A 23,240-nucleotide genomic window follows, 5' to 3' on the forward strand; every position below is an offset into this window, starting at 1 on the left:
GCGGCCTCCTATTTCTTCCTGCGGGGTGTTGAGTGGGGGGAGTCTGGGAGTCAGACCGTCGCGTGGGCCTTCTCGGCGTGCGAGAGGGCCGCGAGGAAGCGCTCGGCGTCGAGGGCGGCCGAGCAGCCGGTGCCCGCGGCGGTGATGGCCTGACGGTATGTGTGGTCGACCACGTCGCCCGCGCCGAACACGCCGGTGACGTTGGTGCGGGTCGAAGGGGCCTCCACCTTGAGGTAGCCCTCGTCGTCGAGCTCCAGCTGGTCCTTGAAGAGCTCGGTCCGCGGGTCGTGGCCGACGGCGATGAACAGGCCGGTCACGGGCAGCTCGGAGGTCTCGCCGGTCTTGGTGTTGCGCAGCGTCAGACCGGAGAGCTTCTGCTCGCCGTGGATCACGGCGACCTCGCTGTCCCAGGCGAACCGGATCTTCGGGTCCGCGAAGGCGCGGTCCTGCATGGCCTTCGAGGCGCGCAGCGCATCGCGGCGGTGGACGACGGTGACGGACTTGGCGAACCGGGAGAGGAACGTGGCCTCTTCGATCGCGGTGTCGCCGCCGCCGACGACGGCGATGTCCTGGTCCTTGAAGAAGAAGCCGTCGCAGGTGGCGCACCAGGAGACGCCGCGGCCGGAGAGGGCGTCCTCGTTGGGCAGGCCGAGCTTGCGGTGCTGCGAGCCGGTGGCCACGATGACGGCCTTGGCGCGGTGGACGGTGCCGGCCGTGTCGGTGACGGTCTTGATCTCACCGGTCAGGTCGACGGACACGATGTCGTCCGCGACGAGCTCGGCGCCGAAGCGCTCGGCCTGGCCGCGCATGTTGTCCATCAGGTCGGGGCCCATGATGCCGTCGCGGAAGCCGGGGAAGTTCTCGACCTCGGTCGTGTTCATCAGCGCACCGCCGGCGGTGACGGCGCCTTCGAAGACGAGCGGCTTGAGCGAAGCGCGTGCGGTGTAGAGGGCGGCCGTGTATCCGGCCGGCCCGGAACCGATGATGATCACGTTTCGGACGTCGCTCACGGGTCTCTTCCTCGTCTCTGTGGACTGCGCGCTGCTGGCCGGGGGCCGGTGTGGAGCCTCACCCCACCCAACGGATCCTAAGGCGCGTCCATTCCCTGGCCCTCCCCGTCCGGGTGCCAAGCTGTCAGCTCCGCGGGTAGGTCCTGGTCAGCAGGGGCTCTCCGGCACCGCCCGAAGGGGTGGCGGTACACCCGGTGCCGACGACGTACGCATCGACGCGGCCGGCGTCTCCGGGGTGCGGGAGGACGAGGAGGAAGGCCTCCCTGCCCTGGTAGCTGCCGCGTTCGGTGGCGAGCGGGGCCTCGGTACGGCGGGTGGCGCCGAGTACGCAGGCGGGCACGTCGGCCGCGTCCGTGCCGACTGCCCGGTCGCCGGGGGCGAGGCCCTGGCTCTGCGGGGCGTTCTCCGCTCCGAAGGTGCTGTTCGCCTCGGGAGGGGTCGCCTTCTTCGCGCCGTCGGCCGGGCCGAGGAGCCGCCGCACGCTGTCCTGCAGGCCCTGGGCGGTGTAGCTGCCGCCGGCCGGCGGCTGGGCCGTCGTACGGGGGTCGGAGGTGCGGGCAGCGGTGTCGGGCGAGCCCGATCCGAACAGGCCCCCGGCGAAGAGGATGCCGAAGGTGCACGCCGCGGCGCCCGCCAGTCCGGCGGCGACGGCGATCCGGCGCCGGGCGCGGCGCCGGCCCGGGCCGGTTGCTCCGTCCGGGTGGCCCGCGGGCCGCCGTCCGCCCGGACGGGGCACCGGGGCGGCGGAAGCACCGGAGGCAGCCGGCTGAGCAGCGTCATCCGCCTCCGGGCCGGCGGCGGCTTCGTCGGTCCTCGGCGTGGTGGAGTCCAGCAGCGCCTCGGCGGCGAGGGCCGCGTCGATGCGTCCGGCGACGTCCGCGGGCATGCGCGGCGGCCCGGGCAGTGTGCCGAGCAGGGAGCGGATCTCCTCCAGAGAGGCGAGCACGTCCGCGCACAGGGGGCATTCGGCCAGGTGGCGGCGCACCTGCGCGGTCCGGGCCGGGGGGAGCAGCCCCTCGGCCAGGTCGGAGATCTCCGAGACGTCCGGGTGCCGGATCGTGCCGGCTGCGGGAGTCACGTTCGTCCACCTCCGCCCTTCACCGTGTCTGCGCCCGGGGCTGGATGACCGGGGTCTGCCGCTGGTGGGACGGGTGTCCCCGGCGTCCGGTTCCTTCCCCGCTCCGCGGCGGTGTTATCCCCGGCATTCGAGCGCAGATGAGTGAGCATCGGGACCAGCTTGGCCCGGCCGCGCGCACACCGGCTCTTCACGGTGCCGGAGGGGACGCCGAGCACGTCGGCGGCTTCCGCCACGGAGTACCCCTGCATGTCGACGAGGACCAGGGCGGCGCGCTGGTCGGCCGGCAGGGTGCCCAGGGCGGCGAGGAGCTGTCGGTGCAGGTCCTCCCGTTCGGCCGGGGCCTCGGCGGACTCGTGGGGCTCCAGCAGGCGCTCGAGCCGCTCGGTGTCGTCGAGCGGGGAGGTTCTGCGTACGGCGGCCTTGCGGGCGCGGTCGAGGCAGGCGTTCACGGTGATCCGGTGCAGCCAGGTGGTGACGGCAGACTCGCCTCGGAAGGTGTGGGCGGCCCGGTAGGCGGAGACGAGCGCGTCCTGCACGGCGTCGGCGGCCTCCTCGCGGTCTCCGAGGGTGCGCAGGGCCACGGCCCAGAGCCGGTCGCGGTGGCGGCGCACGATCTCCGCGAAGGCGTCGGGGTCGCCGACGGCGTGCGACGCGAGCAGCTCCCGGTCGCTGCGGCCGTCCGCCGTTGCTTCGTGCATCACACCTCGCTTCTCCCGGCATGGAGACTAGGGCCTGTACGGCCCGAGCACGAGGGGGCGGCCCCCCGCGTCCCGACCCGCAGACGGCGAGGGCCGCGGTGCCCTGGGACGCCCGTCCCGTGCACCGCGGCCCCAGTGCCGTGCGACCCGGCCGCGGCCGTCAGTCGACCAGGCCCATGACCTTGATCTCGTTGATGCCGCCCCGGTAAACGCCGCCCTCGGCGGGCAGCTCGGTGATGTGCACCAGCAGGAACCGGGTCTTCACCGGCGCCTCGAGCCTGGTCTCCAGGGTCTTCCCCGTGGTCTGCGGCTTCGTGAGCTCCTGGGGGAAGTCGGAGAGGGTGACCGGCGAGGAGGCGTCGGCCGCGGCGGCGCGGACCTGGGCCTTGTGGCCCGCGAGGTACATGTCCGCTTCGAGCTTGGTCACCTCCTGCACGCTGCCGAGGTCGACGATGACGCCGCTCCCGTCCTCGTAGGAGGGGAGGTTGCCGAAGTTCGGCTGCCCCTTGAAGTGGTTGGTGACCCACCCCGCGGAGCGGTCGCCGTCCACGGCCTTGTGGACGTCTTCCTTCTCGATCTGCTCCCTGCCGAAGACGCTCGCGGAGCTCACCTTCAGCTGCTTGGGCTCCCGTACCTTCGGCGGCTCGCCGGTGGGGGCGGTCTGCTGTGAGCCGCCGTTGCCGCTGTCGCCCTTGCCGTGGTCCAGGAGGGTGTCGGCCAGCTGCCAGCTGCCCAGGCCGAGCGCGGTGATGAGCAGCGCGGACACCGCCCACTTCAGGACGCGGCCCGCGCGGCTTTGCAGTGGGGGCGGCGGGGGCACGATGACCTGGGTGGCGGGCGTCCCGGGGTGCGCCGGCGGGCGGCCGTAGCTGCCCTGCTGGTAGGTGGTGTGCTGGTACTCGGGCGGCGCCGTGAAGGCGGGCTCCGGCGGTCTGATCCGCGGCATGGCCGCGACGGCCTTGGCCAGCTCCTCCGGCGTGGTGCAGGGGGGCTCCTGCCGCGAGGCGGTCGCCCCGTCGTTGACGAGGGCGCGCATCGCGAGCTGGCCCAGGCCGCGGTGGACGCCGGCGCGCACCTGGTCCGGGGGGATCAGGCCGAGGTCCTTGGGGAGGCCGGCGAGCCCGTAGGCGTCGTTCTCGTAGGGCCAGCGCTGCGTGAGGGAGGCGTACAGCAGCGCACCGATCGCTTCGGTGTCGGTGCGCTGGGGGGTGTCGCTGGTGATGCCGCGCAGGGCGGCGTTCACGGCGAGACCGCGGATGCGGTACTGCCCGGTGGAGGTCCGCAGTATCGCGCCGGGTGTGAGCCGGAGGTGGGAGAGGCCTTCGCGGTGGGCGGCGGCCATGGCCTGGGAGACCTGGCTGACGAGCTGGTAGGCCTCGTGGGGCTCCAGCGGTCCGGCGGCGAGGAGGGAGGTCAGCTCGGTGGCGTCGGGCAGCCACTCGTGGACGACGTAGACGAGGTCGTTCTCCTCCACGGCGTCGAGGACCTGGACGAACCGGGGGTCGCCGAGCAGGGCGGAGGAGCGGGCCGCGGCGAGGACGGACCGGGCGCGGGGGTGGTCGGCGGGCAGCAGGTGGACGCCGACGGCGCGGCGCAGCTTCTCGTCCACCGCGCGCCAGCTGCTGAATCCGTCCAGACGGGTGACGCACTCCTCCAGGCGGTAGCGCCTGGCGAGCTTGTGGCCGCTGTGGAGTTCGGGGGTTGCGGCCGGTGCCGCGGTCCTGTGTTCGCCGTCCTTTTCCTCGGGGACGGGTTTGTCCGCGGCTCGTCCGTTCTGGGTCTCCACCCCGTCGGCCGTGGCCTTGGCCGCACCAGCGGCCGGCGGCTGGTCGCCGCCGTTGTCGGCCACGTCGACGGCAGCCGTGCTACGTTCCGCCACCGTCGTTCCTGCCTCCCCATCCGTTACGCGCTGTCGGCCAGTCTGCGAAGCCATGCCAATTGTGCCCACAGTCCCGCGCTATGCACGACACGCGAAGGAGTGCGACGGTTGTGCGCATCAGCGCCCCATGCGTCCGCGAACCATCCCGACCATGGCGTTGAGCTCCTCGATGCGCATGCGCTTGGCGGCCAGGAGGAAGACGGCGGCCAGCGCGATGAGACCCGTGGTCAGCGACGCGAGGGAGCCGGCGACTCCGCTGCCCAGCCAGCGGGTGACCGCGTACGCGACGCCGCCGGCGACGGCGGCCGCGGGGATGCAGGCGCCGGTGAGGCGTGCGTAGGTGCGCCGCACGTGGGCGCCGTCGAGGTCGCCGCCGAGCCGCTTGCGCAGCCGCTTCCAGGCGACGCCGACGCCGACCGCGTAGCCGAGTCCGTAGGCGGCGGCCATGCCGACGACGGCCCAGCGGGCCGGGAGCACGAAGAACGCGGCTGTGGAGACGGCTGCGTTGACGGCGGCCACGATGACCGTGTTGTAGAAGGGCGTGCGCGTGTCCTCGTAGGCGTAGAAGCCGCGCAGGACCACGTACTGGACCGAGTAGGGGATGAGGCCGAGGCCGAACGCCATCAGCACGTAGCCGATGTTGCGGGCGCCGTCGCCGGAACCCGCGTACAGCAGCATGGCCATCGGGACGCCGAGCGCGAGGAAGGCGAAGGCGCAGGGCACGATGGCGACGGCCGAGGTGCGCAGGCCGTAGGAGATGTCGTCGCGGACGGCGGCCGCGTCGCCGTCGTGGGCGGAGCGGGAGATGCGGGGCAGGACGGCCGTCATGACGGAGACGGTGATGATGGCCTGCGGCATCTGCCACAGCAGCAGCGCGTAGTTGTAGGCGGTGATGCCGGTGCCGGGGTGGCCCTGCTTCTCGGCGACCGAGCCGGCCCAGGTCGCGAGCTGGGTCACGACGACGAGGCCGACCTGGTTGGCGAGGACGAAGAAGAACGTCCACTTGGCGAGGCGGGCGGCCTTGCCGAGGCCGTGGCCCTTCCAGTCGAAGCGCAGGCGCGGGGAGAATCCGGCGTCGCGCAGGTACGGCAGCATCGCCAGGGCCTGCACGGTGAGGCCGAGGAGGGTGCCGAGGCCGAGCAGGCGCACGCCCTCCGGGGTGACGGTGGCGGCGCTGACACCGGAGGTGGTGAAGCCGCCGAAGGCCCAGATGAACGCCCCGAACGTGGCGATGACGACGATGTTGTTGAGGACCGGGGTCCACATCATCGCGCCGAACCGGCCGCGCGCGTTGAGGATCTGACCGAGCACCACGTGCACACCCATGAAGAACATGGTGGGCAGGCAGTAGCGGGCGAACGCGACCGCGACGTCCATCTGGTCCGGGTCGGAGGCGATCTTCGGCGACATCATCGTGATGAACACCGGTGCGGCGAGCACGCAGATGGTGGTGATGGCGGCCAGCAGGACGACCACGAGGGTCAGCAGCCGGTTGGCGTAGGCCTGGCCGCCGTCGCTGTCGTTCTTCATGGCGCGTACGAGCTGGGGGATGAAGACGGCGTTGAGCGCGCCTCCGCCGACCAGTACGTAGATCATCGTCGGCAGCGTGTTGGCGATCTGGTAGGTGTCGTTGAACGTGCCGACGCCGATCGCCGCGGCGATGACCAGGGTCCGCAGGAAGCCGGTGATGCGGGAGACGATCGTTCCGGCGGCCATCAGGGCGCTGGACTTCAGCAGCCCGGAGGCCCGGCCGGCCGGCTTGCTCGGCGCCGGGGACGCGACGGGGGCGTCCTCGACGGCCGCGCCGGGCGCGGCCTGCTGGTCGCGGTACAGGTGCGCGAAGGCGTCGGTCTGCGGCTCGTCCTCGCCGGCGGTGGTGACCAGCGCGTCGACGCCGACGAACTCGGTGGTGCCTGCACGGTCGCCGTACGGGAGGTGGCGCGAGGGGCCGTCCGGCTCGGGCGGCGGCGTCTGGGCCCACACGCGGGGGTCGGGGGCGGGCGCGGCCGTCTGCGGGGCCGCGTACAGCGGCCCCGGCTCCTGGTAGGTGCCGGGCGGCGGCGGGGGGTGGGAGGCCCGGTCGTACAGCACCTCGGCCACGGGGTCCTGCGCCGACAGGTCGTGCGACCGGTACGGGTCGCGTTCGTAGGCGTCCTGGACGTACGGGTCCCGGTCCGGCCCGGGGGCGGGCGCGGGAACCTGCCCGGGCGGCGCGGCGCCCGGGTCGGCGCCCGGGTAGGGCGCGGGCGCGCCAGTGCCCTGCGCGCGGTCACCGTCGTACGGCGCGTTCATCGAAACCCCACCTCATCGTCCCCAGGCCGGCCGGCCACGGCATCGCTCAACGGTCCACTGTCTCACCCGCGCCGGACCGGCCGGTGCTTTGCGCTCCGGTGTCCGGGGTGCCGTCACTCGGCTGCATGCCGTCGGCCGGCTGCCCGCCCCCGGCCGGCTCCGCGGCATCCCCGGCGGGCTCCCGGCCGTCCCCGGCCGGCTCCGCGGCATCCCCCGCGGCGGCCCGGGCGGCCACGCGCTTGCGGCTGGCGTACATCTTGACGCCCGCCAGCACCAGGAGGAGGACACCACCCGCGATGACGAGCATCACGGTCGGGGTGATCTCGGTGGCCTCCACCGTGAACCTGCGCTCCTTGCCGTACGGGACGCCGTTCTCGGTGAAGAGCTGGGCGGTGACCTCGACGGGGCCGCTCGCCGTCGCGTTCGCGGTGAACTTCACCGTCTGGCTGTGCCCGCCCTGGACGGTGACCTGCTGCTCCGCCTGACCGCTCTTGCCGAACACCAGACGGGTCGGATTCGCCGACTTCACCCGCAGGACGAGGCCCTGCACGTCCTGGACCAGGCCGTTCTGGACGCTCACCGGGATCGTCGCGCTGTGGCCGGACAGGGTGGCGTCGGACTTGGGGACGAGCTTGACCTTCTCGGTCAGGCCGACCAGGTACTGCTGGACCTGGTTGCGGTAGTGCCCGGCGTCCTGGGGGCGGCCTCGCCACGAGGTGGACATCTCGCGGTTCGTGGTGTTCCCGAACGGGATCTCGACGCGGTCGGGCGCCGTCAGGATGGCCTTGAAGTGGTCGAGCGTGTTCAGGGTGGTGCGGATCTTCTCGAAGGCGGCGACGGGCAGTTCCGTCTTGCGCAGCGCGTCCGGGTACTGGCCGGCGCCCGGCACCTGCGTGTTCACGCCTGCGTCGGGCTTGGCGGCGGCCGCGGCCTCCAGGTCGGCGGGCTGCGTCCAGCGGCCCGCCTGGAGGGCGCGGAGGGCCTCTGCCATGGACTGGGCCTGGCTGGCGGTCGGCATCCGCTGCGGGGTGACGACGAAGCTCCGCTGGCTGTCGGTCTTCTGCAGGTTCAGGGCCAGGCTGTGCGCGAGGAAGCGCTGCACGGCGAGCGTGGAGTTCGCGGCACTCAGCATGTCGCCCTCGAAGGCGGTCGACAGGTCGGCGTCAGCCACGACGGCCGTGGCGCCCGCGCCGATGGGGCGGGCCGCCGACGGGGTGTAGCCGAGAGCGCCGGTCTCCTGCAGGCTGTCGCTGCGCGCCAGCACGTGGTGGGCCCCGGCCGAGGTCGCCACGTTCACGATCGACGGGTCGATCGCGCCGTCGACGGGCCAGGAGAAGTCGGTGGACGGGGTGACGTGCAGGACGGTCTCCACCGCCTGCTTCGCCTTGTCCGTGGCCGGCCGGAGCTGCCCGAGGGTGCCCGAGACGTCCTTGCCCTGGTGGGCGAGGGAGGCGATGTCGGGGTCGGCGAACGGCAGGGCCACGACCTTCTTGCCCTGGACCGCCGCCTCCAGCGAGGCGAGCCACTGCTCGGCGACGGCCTTGTTCCGGCCCTGGACGACCCGGCCGTCGGGGGTCCGGTAGCGGTAGCCCTTCGTCATCGCGTCGACCGTGTACAGCAGGTCGGGGTCGATGACCCAGGTGATCGGCAGCTCCTTGCCGAGGGAGACCATCCGCTCCAGCCGGCCGCCGGTCCGCAGCTCGTCCGCGAGGGAGTCGTCGAGGAAGACCGGGGTCTGCACCTCGTCCGAGCCGGTCTCGGCCGTCAGGCGGGTCGTGGAGACAAGCGGCCACAGGTACGTCAGCTGGGAGCGCTTGGCGGCCGGCTCCGGCTGCCACGGCAGGAACGTCCGCTTGATGCCCAGGACCTGCTCGTAGGGGCGGCTGTCGGTCTCGCCGGAGAGTGAGACGCCCAGCGGGTAGACGCCCTCCTTCTCCAGCTCCAGCTTGTTCACCGGGATCGTCAGCGTGAACGTCTGGCTCACCTTGGAGGGCAGCGAGGCGATCTTCACCGAGTACGCCTGGTCGACCTCGCCGGGATCGGTGCCCGCCCGGAAGCCGGTCCGGTCCGCTGCCTCGTCGATCGAGGTGCGGTCGCTCAGGGCGGACCCGACCCGCAGCCCCACGTGGGCCGCGGTGATCGTCTCGCGGCCGTTGTTGACCACCGTTCCGGAGATCGTCAGCGTGTCGCCCTTGACCGGGGCCGCGGGAGCCACTGTGGTGAGCTGCACATCCACGGAGCCCGTCTCGGCCGCGTCCGCCGGGGCGGGTGGCTGGACGAGGGCGCCGAGCAGCGGTGTCCCGCAGAGCAGGACGACGGCGCGCCGCAGCCAGCGGCGCCGGGCAGGAGCGGGGGAAGCCCCCTGGTTGTCTGCCGGCTCGGCCACGCGCTAACCCGTCCCTCGCAGTGTCAGTGGTCGTCGTTCGTGCGTCCAGGAATGGTAACGAGACCCGCCGGGCGCGAGTGCCGCGCCTTGCTCCACATGATCGGCCCGGCACCGCGGCCCCCGGAGAGCGGGGTGCCGGAAACGGGGGAGCCCCCTCCGGGCGGGGCACGTACCCTTTTCTGTTGTGCCGAACGCCAATGAAGACACCCCCAGTGCCCTGAGTCAGGTGCAGAGCCGCGCGGTCAGCGAACTGCTGCGGGTCGCTCCTGCCGCCGACGAGCTCGGCCGCCTGTTCCAGGAGGCGGGATTCAGCCTCGCCCTGGTCGGCGGGTCCGTCCGCGACGCGCTGCTCGGCCGTCTCGGCAACGACCTCGACTTCACCACCGACGCCCGCCCCGAGGACGTCCTGAAGATCGTCCGACCGTGGGCGGACTCGGTCTGGGACGTCGGGATCGCCTTCGGGACCGTCGGCGCCCAGAAGGCAGGCTTCCAGATCGAGGTCACGACGTACCGCTCGGAGTCCTACGACCGGACCTCCCGCAAGCCCGAGGTCTCCTACGGCGACTCCATCGAGGAGGACCTCGTCCGGCGCGACTTCACCGTGAACGCGATGGCCGTGGCGCTGCCGCAGAAGGAGTTCGTGGACCCGCACGGCGGCCTGGAGGACCTGCGGGCGGGTGTCCTGCGCACGCCCGGCACCCCGGAGGACTCCTTCTCCGACGACCCGCTGCGGATGCTGCGCGCGGCGCGGTTCGCCGCCCAGCTCGACTTCGAGGTCGCGCCGGACGTCGTGGCCGCGATGGGGGCGATGTCGCAGCGCATCGAGATCGTCTCCGCGGAGCGGGTGCAGGCCGAGCTGAACAAGCTCATGCTCTCCGCCCACCCGCGCAAGGGCCTCGGCCTCCTCGTCGACACCGGGCTGGCGGACCGGGTGCTGCCCGAGCTGCCGGCGCTGCGGCTGGAGAGCGACGAGCACCACCGGCACAAGGACGTCTACGAGCACTCGCTGATCGTTCTGGAGCAGGCGATGGCGCTGGAGGAGGACGGCCCGGACCTGGTCCTGCGGCTCGCCGCACTCCTCCACGACATCGGCAAGCCCCGCACCCGCCGCTTCGAGAGCGACGGCCGGGTCTCGTTCCACCACCACGAGGTGGTGGGCGCCAAGATGGCCAAGAAGCGCATGACCGCGCTGAAGTACTCCAACGAGATGGTCAAGGACGTCTGCCGGCTGATCGAGCTGCACCTGCGGTTCCACGGCTACGGCGACGGCGAGTGGACCGACTCGGCGGTGCGGCGCTACGTGCGCGACGCCGGCCCGCTGCTGGACCGCCTGCACAAGCTGACCCGGTCCGACTGCACGACGCGCAACAAGCGCAAGGCCAACGCGCTCTCCCGGACGTACGACAGCCTGGAGGAGCGCATCGCGCAGCTTCAGGAGCAGGAGGAGCTGGACGCGATCCGGCCCGACCTGGACGGCAACGAGATCATGCAGGAGCTGGGCGTCGGTCCCGGCCCCGTGGTCGGCAAGGCCTACGCGTTCCTGCTGGAGCTGCGGTTGGAGAACGGTCCCATGGAGCGCGCGGCGGCGGTCGCGGCCCTCCGGGACTGGTGGGCCGCGCAGGCCTGAATGCGGCAGGGGCCCGGGACGTGTTTCACGTGAAACATGCCGCGGGCCCGGCCCGCCCCCCGGAGGGGTCAGGGGCGTGTTTCACGTGAAACATCGGGTCGCCGCCCCAGGTACAGCGCGGTCAGGGCGTAGAGGACTGCGACGCCCACGAGGAGCACGGCCGAGCGGCCGTCCGCGGGGAGCACCAGCGAGCTGACGGCCGCGGCGGCGACGAACGCGACGTTGAACAGCACGTCGTAGAGGGAGAAGACCCGCCCTCGGAAGTCGTCGTCCACCCGGGACTGCACCACCGTGTCGGTGGCGATCTTGGCTCCCTGGGTGGCGAGGCCGAGGACGAAGGCGGCGGCCAGCATGGGCTCCGGCAGGAAGGAAAGGCCGAGGGCGGGCACCAGGAGCGCTGCCGTCGCCGAGCACACGGTGATCCAGCCGCGGGTGCCCAGGCGGCCGGCCGCCCCCGGTGTGACCACGGCCGCGGCGAAGAAGCCCGCCCCCGAGACGCCCACCGCGAGGCCCAGCAGGGCGAGGCCGTCCGACTCGGTGTCCGACCAGGCGTAGCGGCAGAGCATCAGCAGCGTCACCGTCAGGGCCCCGTAGCAGAACCGCATCATGGTCATGGCGGCCAGCGCCTGGGCGGCCTCGCGGCGCTCGGCGAGGTGCCGCAGCCCCGCGGCCATCCCGCGCACGGTGAGCGCGACGCCCTGGAGCACGGACGGGTGGACGGTGCCCGGCGGATGGTCCGGCCCCAGCAGGCCGACGGCCAGGCGCAGGGACATCAGCGCCGCTCCGAGGTAGAGGGCGGCGCCGAGCAGGACCACGAGGGCGTCGGAGTCGGCGGCGAGGAACCGCAGCAGGAAGGCGAGGCCTCCGCCTGCGGTCGCGGCGAGGGTCCCGGCCGTCGGGGACAGTGCGTTGGCGGTGACCAGCCGGCCGGGTGCGACGACACGGGGCAGGGAGGCGGCGAGCCCCGCCAGGACGAAGCGGTTGACGGCCGTCACGGACAGCGCCGAGGCGTAGAAGAGCCACTCGGGGACGGAGGCGGCGACCAGCACGGCGGTGATGCAGGCGAGGAGGGCCCGCAGCAGGTTTCCGTAGAGGAAGACCTGGCGGCGGCGCCAACGGTCCAGGAGGACTCCGGCGAAGGGCCCGACGAGGGAGTAGGGCAGCAGTAGGACCGCCATGGCCGAGGCGACGGCGGCCGGCGAGGTCTGCTTCTCCGGGGAGAAGACCACGTGGGTCGCCAGGGCCACCTGGTAGACGCCGTCGGCGGCCTGCGAGAACAGCCTTACGGCGAGCAGGTTGCGGAAGTCCCTCAGGCGCAGGAGTACGCGCAGATCACGTACGACGGGCATGAGGGCAAGGTTCACACACGCGGAGGGTCCCCGGGCAGATTGCCCGGGGACCCCGGCGGAACGGCGGGTGGAGACCGGGGGACGGCGGCCCCGGCGCTCCGGACCGGACCTGTTTAGCGCTCGACCTCGCCGCGGATGAACTTCTCGACGTTCTCCAGCGCCTCGTCGTCGAAGTACTGGACCGGCGGGGACTTCATGAAGTAGCTGGACGCCGAGAGGATCGGGCCGCCGATGCCGCGGTCCTTGGCGATCTTCGCGGCGCGCAGGGCGTCGATGATGACACCGGCGGAGTTCGGGGAGTCCCACACCTCGAGCTTGTACTCGAGGTTCAGCGGGACGTCGCCGAAGGCGCGGCCCTCGAGGCGGACGTAGGCCCACTTGCGGTCGTCGAGCCACGCGACGTAGTCGGACGGGCCGATGTGGACGTTCTTGTCGCCGAGGTCGCGGTCGGGGATCTGCGAGGTGACGGCCTGCGTCTTCGAGATCTTCTTCGACTCGAGGCGGTCGCGCTCCAGCATGTTCTTGAAGTCCATGTTGCCGCCCACGTTGAGCTGCATGGTGCGCTCCAGGCGGACACCGCGGTCCTCGAACAGCTTCGCCATCACGCGGTGCGTGATGGTGGCGCCGACCTGCGACTTGATGTCGTCGCCGACGATCGGGACACCGGCCTCGGTGAACTTGTCGGCCCACTCCTTGGTGCCGGCGATGAAGACCGGGAGGGCGTTGACGAAGGCGACCTTGGCGTCGATGGCGCACTGGGCGTAGAACTTCGCCGCGTCCTCGGAACCGACGGGCAGGTAGCAGACCAGAACGTCGACCTGGCGGTCCTTGAGGACCTGGACCACGTCGACCGGGGCCTCGGAGGACTCCTCGATGGTCGCGCGGTAGTACTTGCCCAGGCCGTCCAGGGTGTGGCCGCGCTGGACGGTCACGCCCGTGGTGGGGACGTCGCAGATCTTGATGGTGTTGTTCTCGCTGGCCCCGATGGCGTCCGCGAGGTCGAGGCCGACCTTCTTCGCGTCGACGTCGAACGCGGCGACGAACTCGACGTCGCCCACGTGGTAGTCGCCGAACTGGACGTGCATCAGACCGGGGACCTTGGCCGCCGGGTCGGCGTCCTTGTAGTACTCGACGCCCTGCACCAGCGAGGCGGCGCAGTTGCCCACGCCGACGATGGCTACGCGAACCGAACCCATTCCGGTTGCTCCCTGTTTGTTCTCGGACGAGGCCTGCGCGGTGCAGGCCTCACTTTGCAGTTTCGTCGGGCGGACCGGGTCGTCTCCGATCCCGTCCCGCCCGCTCACTCTCGATGAGCTCGTTCAGCCAGCGCACTTCGCGCTCCACGGACTCCATGCCGTGCCGCTGCAGTTCGAGCGTGTAGTCGTCGAGGCGCTCCCGCGTGCGGGCCAGTGAGGCGCGCATCTTCTCCAGGCGCTCCTCGAGGCGGCTGCGGCGGCCTTCCAGGACCCGCATGCGCACGTCCCGCTCGGTCTGGCCGAAGAAGGCGAAGCGGGCGGCGAAGGACTCGTCTTCCCACGTGTCGGGACCGGTGTGGGAGAGGAGCTCCTCGAAGTGCTCCTTACCGGCGGCCGTCAACCGGTAGACGATCTTGGCGCGGCGCCCTGCGAGTGAAGCGGCGAGAGCGTCCTCCGGGGCGCTGCCCGGTTCCTCGGCGAGCCAGCCGTTGGCGACCAGCGTCTTCAGGCAGGGGTAGAGCGTCCCGTAGCTGAACGCCCGGAACACCCCCAGCGAGGTGTTGAGCCGTTTGCGGAGCTCGTAGCCGTGCATGGGGGCCTCGCGGAGCAGGCCGAGGACGGCGAACTCGAGGATGCCCGAGCGCCTGCTCATCCGCCTGCCTCCCCTGCAACCCTGAGCCTTATGACGAGCTGATGTATCGGCTCGATACATCCAGACGATAGAACGGGTGCCTTCCGGCGACAAGTAGCGATCAGGTGACCGGCATCACATCACCAATTCGCAGGATGCGAGTTGCCTGATTTGGGGTGAACTTCGGCACTGTTCGGGTTTTGAGCGTGCGTAGTCTTGCGGCGTGACACCGGGGGGATCGGAACTCACAAGCCGCTTCCAGGCCACTCGCCTGCCCGAGGAGTAGTCGTTCGATGAGCGAGCACCGCCGCAAACCGCCGCAGCCCGAAGGCGGCGGACGTGCCGCAGCCCGCAGGGCTGCCCAGCAGCGCCCCGGACGGGGTGCCGGGCCCGCGGGCAACGTCCCCACCGCGTCGCACAGCGGACCGTACGCAGACCCGCGCGGGGGGCACGGCAGCCGCGGAGCGCGGCGAGCCCCCCAGGGGCCCGCGGGACGCGGCCGCGGAGCAGGCCGCCCGGACAAGAGGCTGATCAACTATCCGCGCTCCGACAAGGACGGCTGGCAGCGCTTCGTGCCGTCCTGGAAGCTGGTCGGCGGCACGGCCCTGGGCTTCTTCGCGATCGTCTTCGCGGGCGCCGGCATCGGCATCGCGGCGGTGGACACGCCCAACCCGAACCTGGCGGCCCAGGCGCAGAACAACGTCTTCTACTGGGCCGACGACACCCAGATGGTCGCCACCGGCGGCTCGATGAACCGGCAGATCGTGCCGATCGACAAGATCCCGAGGACGATGCAGAACGCGGTGATCGCCGCGGAGAACGAGTCCTTCGAGACCGACAAGGGCGTCGACCCGATGGGCATCGTGCGGGCCGTCTGGAACATGGCCAAGGGCGGCTCCACCCAGGGCGGGTCCACGATCACGCAGCAGTACGTGAAGAACACGTACCTGGACTCCGACCAGACGCTGAAGCGCAAGGTCACCGAGCTCTTCATCTCGATAAGGCTGGGCGTCTCCGAGGAGAAGGACACGATCCTCGCCGGCTACCTGAACACCGCCTACTACGGCCGCGACGCCTACGGCATCCAGGCGGCCGCGCGCGCCTACTTCGGCAAGGACTGCTGGGACCTCAACCCGTCCGAGAGCGCCTTCCTCGCCGCCGTGCTCAAGGGCCCCAACCTGTACAACCCGGACGGCGGCGTCGGCGACAACGCCACGCCCGAGGAGAACACCAAGCGCGCCCACGCCCGCTGGGCCTGGGTGCTCGACCGCGAGGTGGCGGTCGGGCGCATGGACAAGGCGGAGCGGGAGAAGTACCGGGAGTTCCCCAAGCTCGTCGACTCCGAGCAGGCCCGCAGCCTCGCCGGCCAGACCGGCTACCTGGTCGAGACGGCCAAGCAGTACGTGATGAAGGTCGCGAAGCTCACCCCCGAGCAGATGGCCCGCGGCGGCTACCAGATCAAGACCACCTTCCAGAAGCCGAAGGTGGACGCCCTGGCCAAGGCGGTCGAGGACACCCGCAAGGACTTCCTGGACGAGAAGGCCCGGCCCGAGTACGACACCTTCGTCCAGTTCGGTGCCGCCTCCGTCGACGTGAAGACCGGCGCGATCGTCGCCCTGTACGGCGGCCCCGGCATGGACAAGAAGTACTTCAGCAACAACGCCAACACCATCGGCGTCCCGGTCGGCTCGACCTGGAAGCCGTACGTGCTGGCGGCGGCCATGGAGTACGGGACGCAGAACTCGGGCGGCCGCGGGATCTCGCCGCAGAGCAAGTACCAGGCCAACGACCTCACGGTGATCAACAACCGGGACGGCAAGCCGCTGCGGGACGCGAGCGGCAAGCCGTTCCGACAGAAGAACGAGAGTCCCTACCCGTACGGCTACGTGACGCTCCACGAGGCGATGGAGAAGTCGATCAACGTGCCGTTCGCCCAGCTCGTCTTCGACGTGGGCCACGGCAAGGTCCGGGACGTGGCCAAGGCCACGGGCATCCTGGACTCGTCCATGAACCCGAACAACGACGCCTCGTTCGCCCTGGGCACCTCGACGCCCAGCGCCATCCGCATGGCCGACTCGTACGCCACGTTCGCCTCCTCCGGCATCCACCGCGAGCCCTACTCGGTGCGCAGCGTCCAGAAGGACGGCCGGGACCTCCCCGGGTTCGAGCCGCCCAAGGAGGAGCGGGCGATGGACGACGCCATCGCCGACAACGTCACCAAGGTGCTCCGGAACGTCGTCGAGAACGGCACCGGCACCAAGGCCCGCAAGCTGGGCCGCCCGGCGGCCGGCAAGACCGGTACGACGGACGAGAACAAGTCGGCGTGGTTCGTCGGATACACCCCGGAGCTGTCCACCTCGGTGGCCCTCTTCCGCACCGACCCGAACTCGAAGGAGAAGGAGCTGATGTCCATGAAGGGCGTCGGCGGCACCGACTCCATCCACGGTGGCGACATTCCGGCCGTCATCTGGACCGCGTACATGAAGGACGCCCTCAAGGGCACTCCGGTCAAGCAGTTCCCCGAGCCGGAGGACATCGGCGTGATCGCCGACGGGGCGGGCGCGCCCTCCCCCAGCCCCTCGGCGGTCCCCTCGCCGTCGGCGTCGGCCTCGCCGTCCCCCTCGGCCTCCCCGTCGCCGTCCCCGAGCCGCTCCCGCGGCGGTACGGGCCGCCCCTGCAAGCCGTGGGAGCTGTACTGCATCCCCGACGACAGCGGCGGTGTCGACGGCGGCAGCGACGGCTCGTCCGGCTCGCCGAGCCCGTCCCCATCGGTCAGGCCGGGACGCCCCGGCGGCGTCACCAGCTGGGGCGGCAGCACGGGGTTCACGGGCTGACCCCGCCGCCCCTCGCGCCCCGGAGGGCCGCCGCACCGGTTGCGGCGGCCCTCCCGCGCGTCCGGCGGCGTACGGCAGGATGAGCGCATGACGAAGGTGCACGAGGGCCGGCTCGCACTTCCCACCCGGGAGGACGAGGTCGCCGCGGCCGGCAGCGAGTTCATCGGCGGGCCGATCGGCCGCCACGCCAGGCTGGGCGGCCACTGGCTCCACCCGGTGCGGGTCGTGGCCTTGACCGCGATCGGGATGTTCGCGCTCGGCATGGTGCAGAAGCTGCCCTGCTACAACTGGGCGTGGTTCCGCGGCGCGGGCTCGCAGTACACCCACGCCTGCTACTCGGACATCCCGCACCTCTTCGTGGCCCGGGGCTTCGCCGACGGCCTCACGCCGTACTTCGACCGGATCCCCGGCGACATGGCCTACCTCGAGTACCCGGTGCTCACGGGCCTCTTCATGGAGGTCGCGTCCTGGCTGACCCCGGGCGGCGGCTCGATGCAGCACCGGGAGCAGATGTACTGGATGGCCAACGCGGGCATGCTGATGGCCTGCGCCGCCGCCATCGCCGTGTGCGTCGCCCGCACGCACCGCAGCCGGCCCTGGGACGCGCTGCTCTTCGCCCTCGCCCCGGCGTACGCACTCACGGCGACGATCAACTGGGACCTGCTGGCCATCGCCCTGACCGCGGCGGGCATGCTCGCGTGGTCCCGCAGCCGCACCCTCCTCGCGGGCGTCCTGATCGGGCTGGCGACGGCAGCCAAGCTCTATCCCGTGCTGCTGCTCGGGGTGCTGTTCGTGCTGTGCTGGCGGGCCGGGAAGTGGCGCGCCTTCGGCGCGGCGGCCCTCGGTGCGGCCGCGTCGTGGCTCGTGGTGAACCTGCCGGTCATGCTGTTCGCCTGGGAGGGCTGGCAGAAGTTCTACACGTTCAGCCAGGAGCGGCCCATCGACTTCGGCTCCGTGTGGCTGCTGATCTCGCAGCGGACGGGGAACCCCCTGACCGGCGCCAACACCTACGCGACGGGCCTGACGCTGCTGCTCTGCGCGGGCATCGGGCTGCTGACGCTCACGGCCCCGCGCCGCCCGCGCTTCGCCCAGCTGGCCTTCCTGGTGGTGGCCGTCTTCATCCTGGCCAACAAGGTCTACTCGCCGCAGTACGTGCTGTGGCTGATCCCGCTGGCGGCGCTGGCCCGGCCGCGCTGGCGCGACTTCCTGGTGTGGCAGGCGTGCGAGGTCATGTACTTCCTCGGGATCTGGCTCTACCTGGCCTACACCACCAGCGGCGACAAGCACCAGGGGCTGCCGCCCGAGGGCTACCAGCTGGCCATCGCGGTGCACCTGCTGGGGACGCTGTACCTGTGCGCGGTGGTGGTCCGCGACATCCTGATGCCCGAGCGGGACGTCGTACGCCGCGACGGCTCGGACGACCCGTCGGGCGGCGTCCTGGACGGCGCCGGGGACGTGTTCACGCTGTCGGACGCCCTGCGGGGGCAGCGGCACGAGGAGCCGGAGCAGCTGGTCGAGTGGGGCGCCGCCCGCGGCGGATGACGGAGCGCGCCCGGCGGCTGCCCGCCCCGGGCACGGGCGGGCGGGCCCGGGGCGGACTGCCCCGGGCCCGCCGCCTTCTACGCGTCGAGGAGCCGGTCGAACTGCGTCGTGGTGTGGCGCAGGTGCGCCACGAGCTCGTCGCCGACCTTCGGCTCGGGCGCGTCGGACGGCACGAAAAGGATGGAGACCTGCATGTGCGGCGGCTCCGCGAACCAGCGCTGCTTGCCCGCCCACACGAACGGCGAAAGGTTCCGGTTGACGGTGGCCAGGCCGGCCCGGGCCACGCCCTTGGCGCGCGGCATCACGCCGTGGAGGGCCTTGGGGGCCTCCAGGCCGACGCCGTGCGAGGTGCCTCCTGCGACCACGACGAGCCAGCCGTCCGAGGCGGCCTTCTGCTGGCGGTAGCCGAACCGGTCGCCCTTGGCGACGCGGGTGACGTCCAGGACGCTGCCGCGGTAGGCGGTCGCGTCGTGGTCGCCGAGCCACAGCCGGGTGCCGATGCGAGCCCGGAAGCGGGTCTGCGGGAACTGCGCCTGGAGGCGGGCCAGGTCCTCGGAGCGCAGGTGGCTGACGAACATGGTGTGCAGCGGCAGGCGGGCCGCCCGCAGGCGGTCCATCCAGCCGATGACCTCCTCGACCGGGTCCGAGCCGTCCGGGCGGTCCAGCGGCAGGTGCAGGGCGAAGCCCTCCAGCCGCACGTCCTCGATCGCCGAGGCCAGCTGGCCCAGGTCCTGCTCGGAGATCCCGTGGCGACGCATGGAGCTCATGCACTCGATGACGACGCGGGCGCCGACCAGGCCGCGCACCCCGTCCAGGGAGGACACGGAGCGGATCACCCGGTCCGGCAGCGGCACCGGCTCCTCGCCCCGCCGGAACGGGGTGAGGACGAGCAGGTCGCCGCCGAACAGGTCCTTGATGGTCGCGGCCTCGTAGGTGGTGCCGACGGCCAGGATGTCGGTGCCCAGCCGGGTCGCCTCCTCGCAGAGCCGCTCGTGGCCGAAGCCGTAGCCGTTGCCCTTGCAGACCGGGACCATTCCGGGGAACTGGTCGAGGATCTGCTTGTGGTGCGCACGCCAGCGCGCGGTGTCGACGTAGAGCGTGAGCGCCATGCCCGTCCGGAGCCTCTCTGGAAATGGCTGCTGATGCAGCGGTGCGGTGGTGTGGGGGTGCGGGGCGTCAGCGGCGCGACATGTAGATGTCGAGCGCCTTGTGCAGCACCTTGTTGAGCGGGAAGTCCCATTCGCCGACGTACTCGACGGCCTCGCCGCCCGTGCCGACCTTGAACTGGATGAGGCCGAACAGGTGGTCGTTCTCGTCCAGCGTGTCGCTGATGCCGCGCAGGTCGTAGACGCTCGCGCCCAGGGCGTAGGCGTCGCGCAGCATGCGCCACTGCATCGCGTTCGACGGGCGCACCTCGCGCTTGTGGTTGGCGGAGGCGCCGTACGAGTACCAGACGTGCTGGCCGACGGTGATCATGGTGGCGGCGGCCAGGGCCTCGCCCTCGTGCTTGGCGAGGTAGAGCCGCATGCGGTTGGGGTCCTCGGAGTTGAGGGCCGTCCACTGGCGCTGGAAGTAGCTGAGCGGGCGCGGGCGGAACTTGTCGCGCACGGCCGTGATCTCGTACAGGTGCTGCCAGGTCTCCAGGTCCTCGTAACCGCCCTGGACGACCTCGACGCCGGCCTTCTCGGCCTTCTTGATGTTGCGGCGCCACAGCTGGTTGAAGCCCTTGAGGACGTCGTCCAGCGAGCGGTTCGCGAGCGGCACCTGGAAGACGTAGCGCGGCTGGACGTCGCCGAAGCCGGCGCCGCCGTCCTCGCCCTGCTGCCAGCCCATGCGGCGCAGCTTGTCGGACACCTCGAAGGCGCGGGGCTCGATGTGCGAGGCCTCGACGTCGCGGAGCCGCTTGACCTCGGGGTCCTGGATGCCGGCCTTGATGGCGGCGGAGTTCCACCGCCGGATGACGACGGGCGGGCCCATCTTCACGGTGAAGGCGCCCTGCCGCTTGAGGTGGGCCAGCATCGGCTGGAGCCACTCCTCCAGGTTCGGGGCGAACCAGTTGATGACGGGGCCCTCGGGCAGGTAGGCGAGGTACCGCTTCACCTTGGGCAGCTGGCGGTACAACACGAGTGCGGCACCGACGAGTTCGTCGTTCTGGTTGAACCATCCGAGGTTCTCGGACCGCCACTCGTTCTTCACGTCGGCCCACGCCGGGACCTGGCAGTGGCTAGCCGAGGGCAGGGTCTGGAGGTATCCCAGATGCTGCTCTCGGCTGATGGTCCTCAGGGACAGGCTCATTCGGGGCGTCTCCTCCGGCGGCTTCGCTGGCTATGGCGCGAAGCCTACTGCGACAAGGGCGCCACCCTTCTGGGGGACGGGCCGGTCCCGCACCCGGTCAGCGGCGGGTGCCCTGCCGCGGAGGGCCCCCGGTCAGCCCAGCCAGCCCCCGAAGAGCCCGCCGTGGGCCATGCCGAGGAAGAAGCCGAAGCCCGACGCGCCAAGGCCGATGATCAGTGCGAAGCGCTCGCGTGTCGTCTCGGAGATGAACTGGCCGTAGGCGCCGGTCAGGATGCCGAAGAGGCCGGTCCACGAGGTGAGCAGGTGGAGGTCGTGGAAGAAGGCCGTGATGAACGACACGAAGCCGAGGACGAGGGTGGCCGCCATCAGGGCGTCCTGGACGGGGTGCGGCTTGCCGTCGGTTGCGAGCAGCGAGATGGACGACTGGGTGCGTACTGCCTGTGCCATCGGAAAAGCACCTCCTGGCTGGGGCGGGGGGTGCTGCGGCTGGCCGCGGCCCGGCCGGGCATAGCACCGAGCACACCCGTTGCCTACAGATTGTGGCGCTCCGGTGCCGGATTTCAACCGGAAGGAGTCGGCGGGGTAGTCTGTACGGTCTGCGCGGTGTCTGCTCTCAGGCGCCGTGCAGTACGCATCACGACCCTCCTGCCACGGAACGACCGTGGCCGCTGAGTCCAAAGGAGGTGGGTTCCACATGCGTCACTACGAAGTGATGGTCATCCTCGACCCGGATCTCGAGGAGCGCGCTGTCGCCCCGCTGATCGAGAACTTCCTCTCCGTCGTCCGTGAGGGCAACGGAAAGGTGGAGAAGGTCGACACCTGGGGCCGTCGCCGTCTCGCCTACGAGATCAAGAAGAAGCCCGAGGGCATCTACTCGGTCATCGACCTGCAGGCCGAGCCTGCGGTCGTCAAGGAGCTCGACCGCCAGATGAACCTGAACGAGTCGGTTCTCCGGACCAAGGTCCTCCGCCCCGAGACCCACTGAACTCCGGTTCAGCGGTAATCGGGTTCGAGTAGCACAGCAGCCAGCAGCAATCCCCGCCGAGAGGTTCATCCATGGCAGGCGAGACCGTCATCACGGTCGTCGGCAATCTCGTCGACGACCCCGAGCTGCGCTTCACCCCCTCGGGTGCGGCGGTCGCGAAGTTCCGTGTCGCGTCCACCCCCCGCACCTTCGACCGCCAGACGAACGAGTGGAAGGACGGCGAGAGCCTGTTCCTGACCTGCTCGGTGTGGCGGCAGGCGGCCGAGAACGTCGCCGAGTCCCTCCAGCGGGGCATGCGCGTCGTCGTGCAGGGCCGGCTGAGGCAGCGGTCGTACGAGGACCGTGAGGGTGTCAAGCGCACGGTCTTCGAGCTGGACGTCGAGGAAGTCGGCCCCAGCCTGAAGAACGCCACGGCCAAGGTCACCAAGACCACCGGTCGCGGCGGCCAGGGTGGATACGGCGGCGGCCAGCAGCAGCAGGGCGGCGGCGGTGGCTGGGGCGGAAGCTCCGGCGGCCCGCAGGGCGGCGGAGCTCCCTCCGACGACCCGTGGGCGTCCAGCGCGCCGGCCGGCGGCCAGCAGCAGCAGGGCGGCGGCGGTGGCTGGGGCGGAAGCTCCGGCGGCGGCTACTCGGACGAGCCCCCCTTCTAGGGAAGCTCGCATCCCCACTTCTTGATCACACAGGAGAGACACCATGGCGAAGCCGCCTGTGCGCAAGCCGAAGAAGAAGGTCTGCGCGTTCTGCAAGGACAAGACCGCGTACGTGGACTACAAGGACACGAACATGCTGCGGAAGTTCATTTCCGACCGCGGCAAGATCCGTGCCCGCCGCGTCACCGGCAACTGCACGCAGCACCAGCGTGACGTCGCCACGGCCGTGAAGAACAGCCGTGAGATGGCGCTGCTGCCCTACACGTCCACCGCGCGATAAGGAAAGGGTGACCGACCAATGAAGATCATCCTGACCCAGGAGGTCTCGGGCCTCGGTGCCGCCGGCGACGTCGTCGACGTCAAGGACGGCTACGCTCGCAACTACCTGGTCCCGCGCGGTTTCGCGATCCGCTGGACCAAGGGTGGCGAGAAGGACGTGGCGCAGATCCGCCGCGCCCGCAAGATCCACGAGATCGCGACCATCGAGCAGGCCAACGAGGTCAAGGCCAAGCTCGAGGGCACGAAGGTCCGTCTGGCCACCCGCTCGGGTGACGCCGGCCGCCTCTTCGGCTCCGTGACCCCGGCCGACATCGCCACGGCGATCGAGGCTTCCGGTGGTCCGAAGGTCGACAAGCGCCGCGTCGAGCTGGCTGCCCCGATCAAGACCCTCGGTTCGTACCAGGTCTCCGTGCGTCTGCACGCCGAGGTCGCCGCGAACGTGGGCGTCGAGGTCGTCGCCGCCTGAGTGCTGCGCACGAAGGGCCGCACCCCTCGGGGTGCGGCCCTTC

At 71.3% G+C, this 23,240-nt stretch carries 19 protein-coding genes; 7 read left to right on the forward strand and 12 right to left on the reverse strand.

Annotated elements, in window-relative coordinates; genetic code table 11:
• Positions 1-50 precede the first annotated feature (50 nt).
• The 6 genes from trxB to IE170_RS03085 all read right to left on the reverse strand — a co-directional run bounded on the left by trxB (position 51) and on the right by IE170_RS03085 (position 9,343).
• Positions 51-1,010 (reverse strand): thioredoxin-disulfide reductase, encoded by a 960-nt coding sequence (gene trxB / locus IE170_RS03060; RefSeq protein WP_189807751.1) that lies wholly within the window; start codon positions 1,008-1,010, stop codon positions 51-53.
• Positions 1,011-1,134: 124 nt separating this feature from the next.
• Complete coding sequence (locus tag IE170_RS03065; RefSeq protein ID WP_189807752.1) at positions 1,135-2,088, reverse strand: anti-sigma factor family protein; 954 nt, start codon at positions 2,086-2,088, stop codon at positions 1,135-1,137.
• On the reverse strand, positions 2,085-2,786 hold the full coding sequence (gene sigM / locus IE170_RS03070) for an RNA polymerase sigma factor SigM (protein WP_189807753.1): 702 nt from the start codon (positions 2,784-2,786) through the stop codon (positions 2,085-2,087). Before sigM ends, IE170_RS03065 begins: the two co-directional genes overlap by 4 nt.
• A gap of 160 nt (positions 2,787-2,946) precedes the next feature.
• A complete protein-coding gene (locus IE170_RS03075; RefSeq protein ID WP_189807754.1) occupies positions 2,947-4,665 on the reverse strand; it encodes a protein kinase family protein in 1,719 nt (572 codons plus the stop codon).
• Between the two features lie 117 nt (positions 4,666-4,782).
• The gene (gene murJ, locus IE170_RS03080) at positions 4,783-6,957 is read right to left on the reverse strand and encodes a murein biosynthesis integral membrane protein MurJ (protein ID WP_189807755.1); all 2,175 of its coding nucleotides are present in this window, start codon (positions 6,955-6,957) and stop codon (positions 4,783-4,785) included.
• Between the two features lie 46 nt (positions 6,958-7,003).
• The gene (locus IE170_RS03085; protein ID WP_189807756.1) at positions 7,004-9,343 is read right to left on the reverse strand and encodes a DUF6049 family protein; all 2,340 of its coding nucleotides are present in this window, start codon (positions 9,341-9,343) and stop codon (positions 7,004-7,006) included.
• Positions 9,344-9,527: 184 nt separating this feature from the next.
• Here IE170_RS03085 and IE170_RS03090 point away from each other — a divergent pair, with 184 nt between their 5' ends.
• Complete coding sequence (locus IE170_RS03090; protein WP_189807757.1) at positions 9,528-10,970, forward strand: CCA tRNA nucleotidyltransferase; 1,443 nt, start codon at positions 9,528-9,530, stop codon at positions 10,968-10,970.
• Between the two features lie 68 nt (positions 10,971-11,038).
• Here IE170_RS03090 and IE170_RS03095 read toward each other — a convergent pair whose 3' ends face one another.
• From IE170_RS03095 to IE170_RS03105, 3 genes are all read right to left on the reverse strand, one after another.
• Entirely contained in the window at positions 11,039-12,319 is a 1,281-nt protein-coding gene (locus tag IE170_RS03095) for an MFS transporter (RefSeq protein WP_189807758.1), read from the reverse strand.
• A 113-nt stretch (positions 12,320-12,432) separates the two neighbouring features.
• Entirely contained in the window at positions 12,433-13,515 is a 1,083-nt protein-coding gene (locus tag IE170_RS03100; RefSeq protein ID WP_189807759.1) for an inositol-3-phosphate synthase, read from the reverse strand.
• A 49-nt stretch (positions 13,516-13,564) separates the two neighbouring features.
• On the reverse strand, positions 13,565-14,167 hold the full coding sequence (locus IE170_RS03105) for a PadR family transcriptional regulator (protein WP_114058332.1): 603 nt from the start codon (positions 14,165-14,167) through the stop codon (positions 13,565-13,567).
• Between the two features lie 272 nt (positions 14,168-14,439).
• Here IE170_RS03105 and IE170_RS03110 point away from each other — a divergent pair, with 272 nt between their 5' ends.
• Together IE170_RS03110 and IE170_RS03115 are read left to right on the forward strand one after the other, a co-directional pair.
• Positions 14,440-16,980: a transglycosylase domain-containing protein gene (locus IE170_RS03110; RefSeq protein WP_189807760.1), complete on the forward strand. Its 2,541-nt coding sequence runs from the start codon at positions 14,440-14,442 to the stop codon at positions 16,978-16,980.
• Between the two features lie 87 nt (positions 16,981-17,067).
• Positions 17,068-18,522 carry a glycosyltransferase family 87 protein gene (locus IE170_RS03115; RefSeq protein WP_189807761.1) on the forward strand — a complete coding sequence of 485 codons (1,455 nt, stop codon included), beginning with the start codon at positions 17,068-17,070 and terminating at the stop codon, positions 18,520-18,522.
• 77 nt (positions 18,523-18,599) lie between these two features.
• Here the strand turns inward: IE170_RS03115 and IE170_RS03120 are convergent, their stop codons facing one another.
• From IE170_RS03120 to IE170_RS03130, 3 genes are all read right to left on the reverse strand, one after another.
• A complete protein-coding gene (locus IE170_RS03120; RefSeq protein ID WP_189807762.1) occupies positions 18,600-19,631 on the reverse strand; it encodes an alanine racemase in 1,032 nt (343 codons plus the stop codon).
• Between the two features lie 67 nt (positions 19,632-19,698).
• A complete protein-coding gene (locus IE170_RS03125; protein ID WP_189807763.1) occupies positions 19,699-20,817 on the reverse strand; it encodes a lipid II:glycine glycyltransferase FemX in 1,119 nt (372 codons plus the stop codon).
• Positions 20,818-20,949: 132 nt separating this feature from the next.
• Positions 20,950-21,264: a hypothetical protein gene (locus tag IE170_RS03130; RefSeq protein WP_189807764.1), complete on the reverse strand. Its 315-nt coding sequence runs from the start codon at positions 21,262-21,264 to the stop codon at positions 20,950-20,952.
• Positions 21,265-21,511: 247 nt separating this feature from the next.
• Between IE170_RS03130 and rpsF the strand changes: the two genes are divergently transcribed.
• The 4 genes from rpsF (at position 21,512) to rplI (ending at position 23,197) form a co-directional block, all read left to right on the forward strand.
• Positions 21,512-21,802, forward strand: a complete 291-nt coding sequence (rpsF, locus tag IE170_RS03135) for a 30S ribosomal protein S6 (RefSeq protein WP_003956532.1) — start codon at positions 21,512-21,514, stop codon at positions 21,800-21,802.
• A 71-nt stretch (positions 21,803-21,873) separates the two neighbouring features.
• A complete protein-coding gene (locus tag IE170_RS03140; RefSeq protein WP_189807765.1) occupies positions 21,874-22,452 on the forward strand; it encodes a single-stranded DNA-binding protein in 579 nt (192 codons plus the stop codon).
• Positions 22,453-22,495: 43 nt separating this feature from the next.
• Complete coding sequence (gene rpsR, locus IE170_RS03145; protein ID WP_005315025.1) at positions 22,496-22,732, forward strand: 30S ribosomal protein S18; 237 nt, start codon at positions 22,496-22,498, stop codon at positions 22,730-22,732.
• A gap of 18 nt (positions 22,733-22,750) precedes the next feature.
• On the forward strand, positions 22,751-23,197 hold the full coding sequence (gene rplI, locus IE170_RS03150; RefSeq protein ID WP_114058325.1) for a 50S ribosomal protein L9: 447 nt from the start codon (positions 22,751-22,753) through the stop codon (positions 23,195-23,197).
• The last annotated feature ends 43 nt before the right edge of the window (positions 23,198-23,240 follow it).

Origin of the sequence: Streptomyces toxytricini (assembly GCF_014649915.1) — a bacterium.
GTDB lineage: Bacteria > Actinomycetota > Actinomycetes > Streptomycetales > Streptomycetaceae > Streptomyces > Streptomyces toxytricini.

Excerpts from the sequence above, each read along its gene's own strand:
- IE170_RS03115 (WP_189807761.1), top strand. The coding sequence starts at position 17,068 with ATGACGAAGGTGCACGAGGGCCGGCTCGCACTTCCCACCCGGGAGGAC.
- IE170_RS03110 (WP_189807760.1), top strand. The coding sequence starts at position 14,440 with ATGAGCGAGCACCGCCGCAAACCGCCGCAGCCCGAAGGCGGCGGACGT.
- rpsR (WP_005315025.1), top strand. The coding sequence starts at position 22,496 with ATGGCGAAGCCGCCTGTGCGCAAGCCGAAGAAGAAGGTCTGCGCGTTC.
- murJ (WP_189807755.1), bottom strand. The coding sequence starts at position 6,957 with ATGAACGCGCCGTACGACGGTGACCGCGCGCAGGGCACTGGCGCGCCC.
- IE170_RS03120 (WP_189807762.1), bottom strand. The coding sequence starts at position 19,631 with ATGGCGCTCACGCTCTACGTCGACACCGCGCGCTGGCGTGCGCACCAC.
- IE170_RS03125 (WP_189807763.1), bottom strand. The coding sequence starts at position 20,817 with ATGAGCCTGTCCCTGAGGACCATCAGCCGAGAGCAGCATCTGGGATAC.
- IE170_RS03140 (WP_189807765.1), top strand. The coding sequence starts at position 21,874 with ATGGCAGGCGAGACCGTCATCACGGTCGTCGGCAATCTCGTCGACGAC.
- IE170_RS03095 (WP_189807758.1), bottom strand. The coding sequence starts at position 12,319 with ATGCCCGTCGTACGTGATCTGCGCGTACTCCTGCGCCTGAGGGACTTC.
- IE170_RS03105 (WP_114058332.1), bottom strand. The coding sequence starts at position 14,167 with ATGAGCAGGCGCTCGGGCATCCTCGAGTTCGCCGTCCTCGGCCTGCTC.
- rplI (WP_114058325.1), top strand. The coding sequence starts at position 22,751 with ATGAAGATCATCCTGACCCAGGAGGTCTCGGGCCTCGGTGCCGCCGGC.
- IE170_RS03100 (WP_189807759.1), bottom strand. The coding sequence starts at position 13,515 with ATGGGTTCGGTTCGCGTAGCCATCGTCGGCGTGGGCAACTGCGCCGCC.
- IE170_RS03130 (WP_189807764.1), bottom strand. The coding sequence starts at position 21,264 with ATGGCACAGGCAGTACGCACCCAGTCGTCCATCTCGCTGCTCGCAACC.
- sigM (WP_189807753.1), bottom strand. The coding sequence starts at position 2,786 with ATGCACGAAGCAACGGCGGACGGCCGCAGCGACCGGGAGCTGCTCGCG.
- rpsF (WP_003956532.1), top strand. The coding sequence starts at position 21,512 with ATGCGTCACTACGAAGTGATGGTCATCCTCGACCCGGATCTCGAGGAG.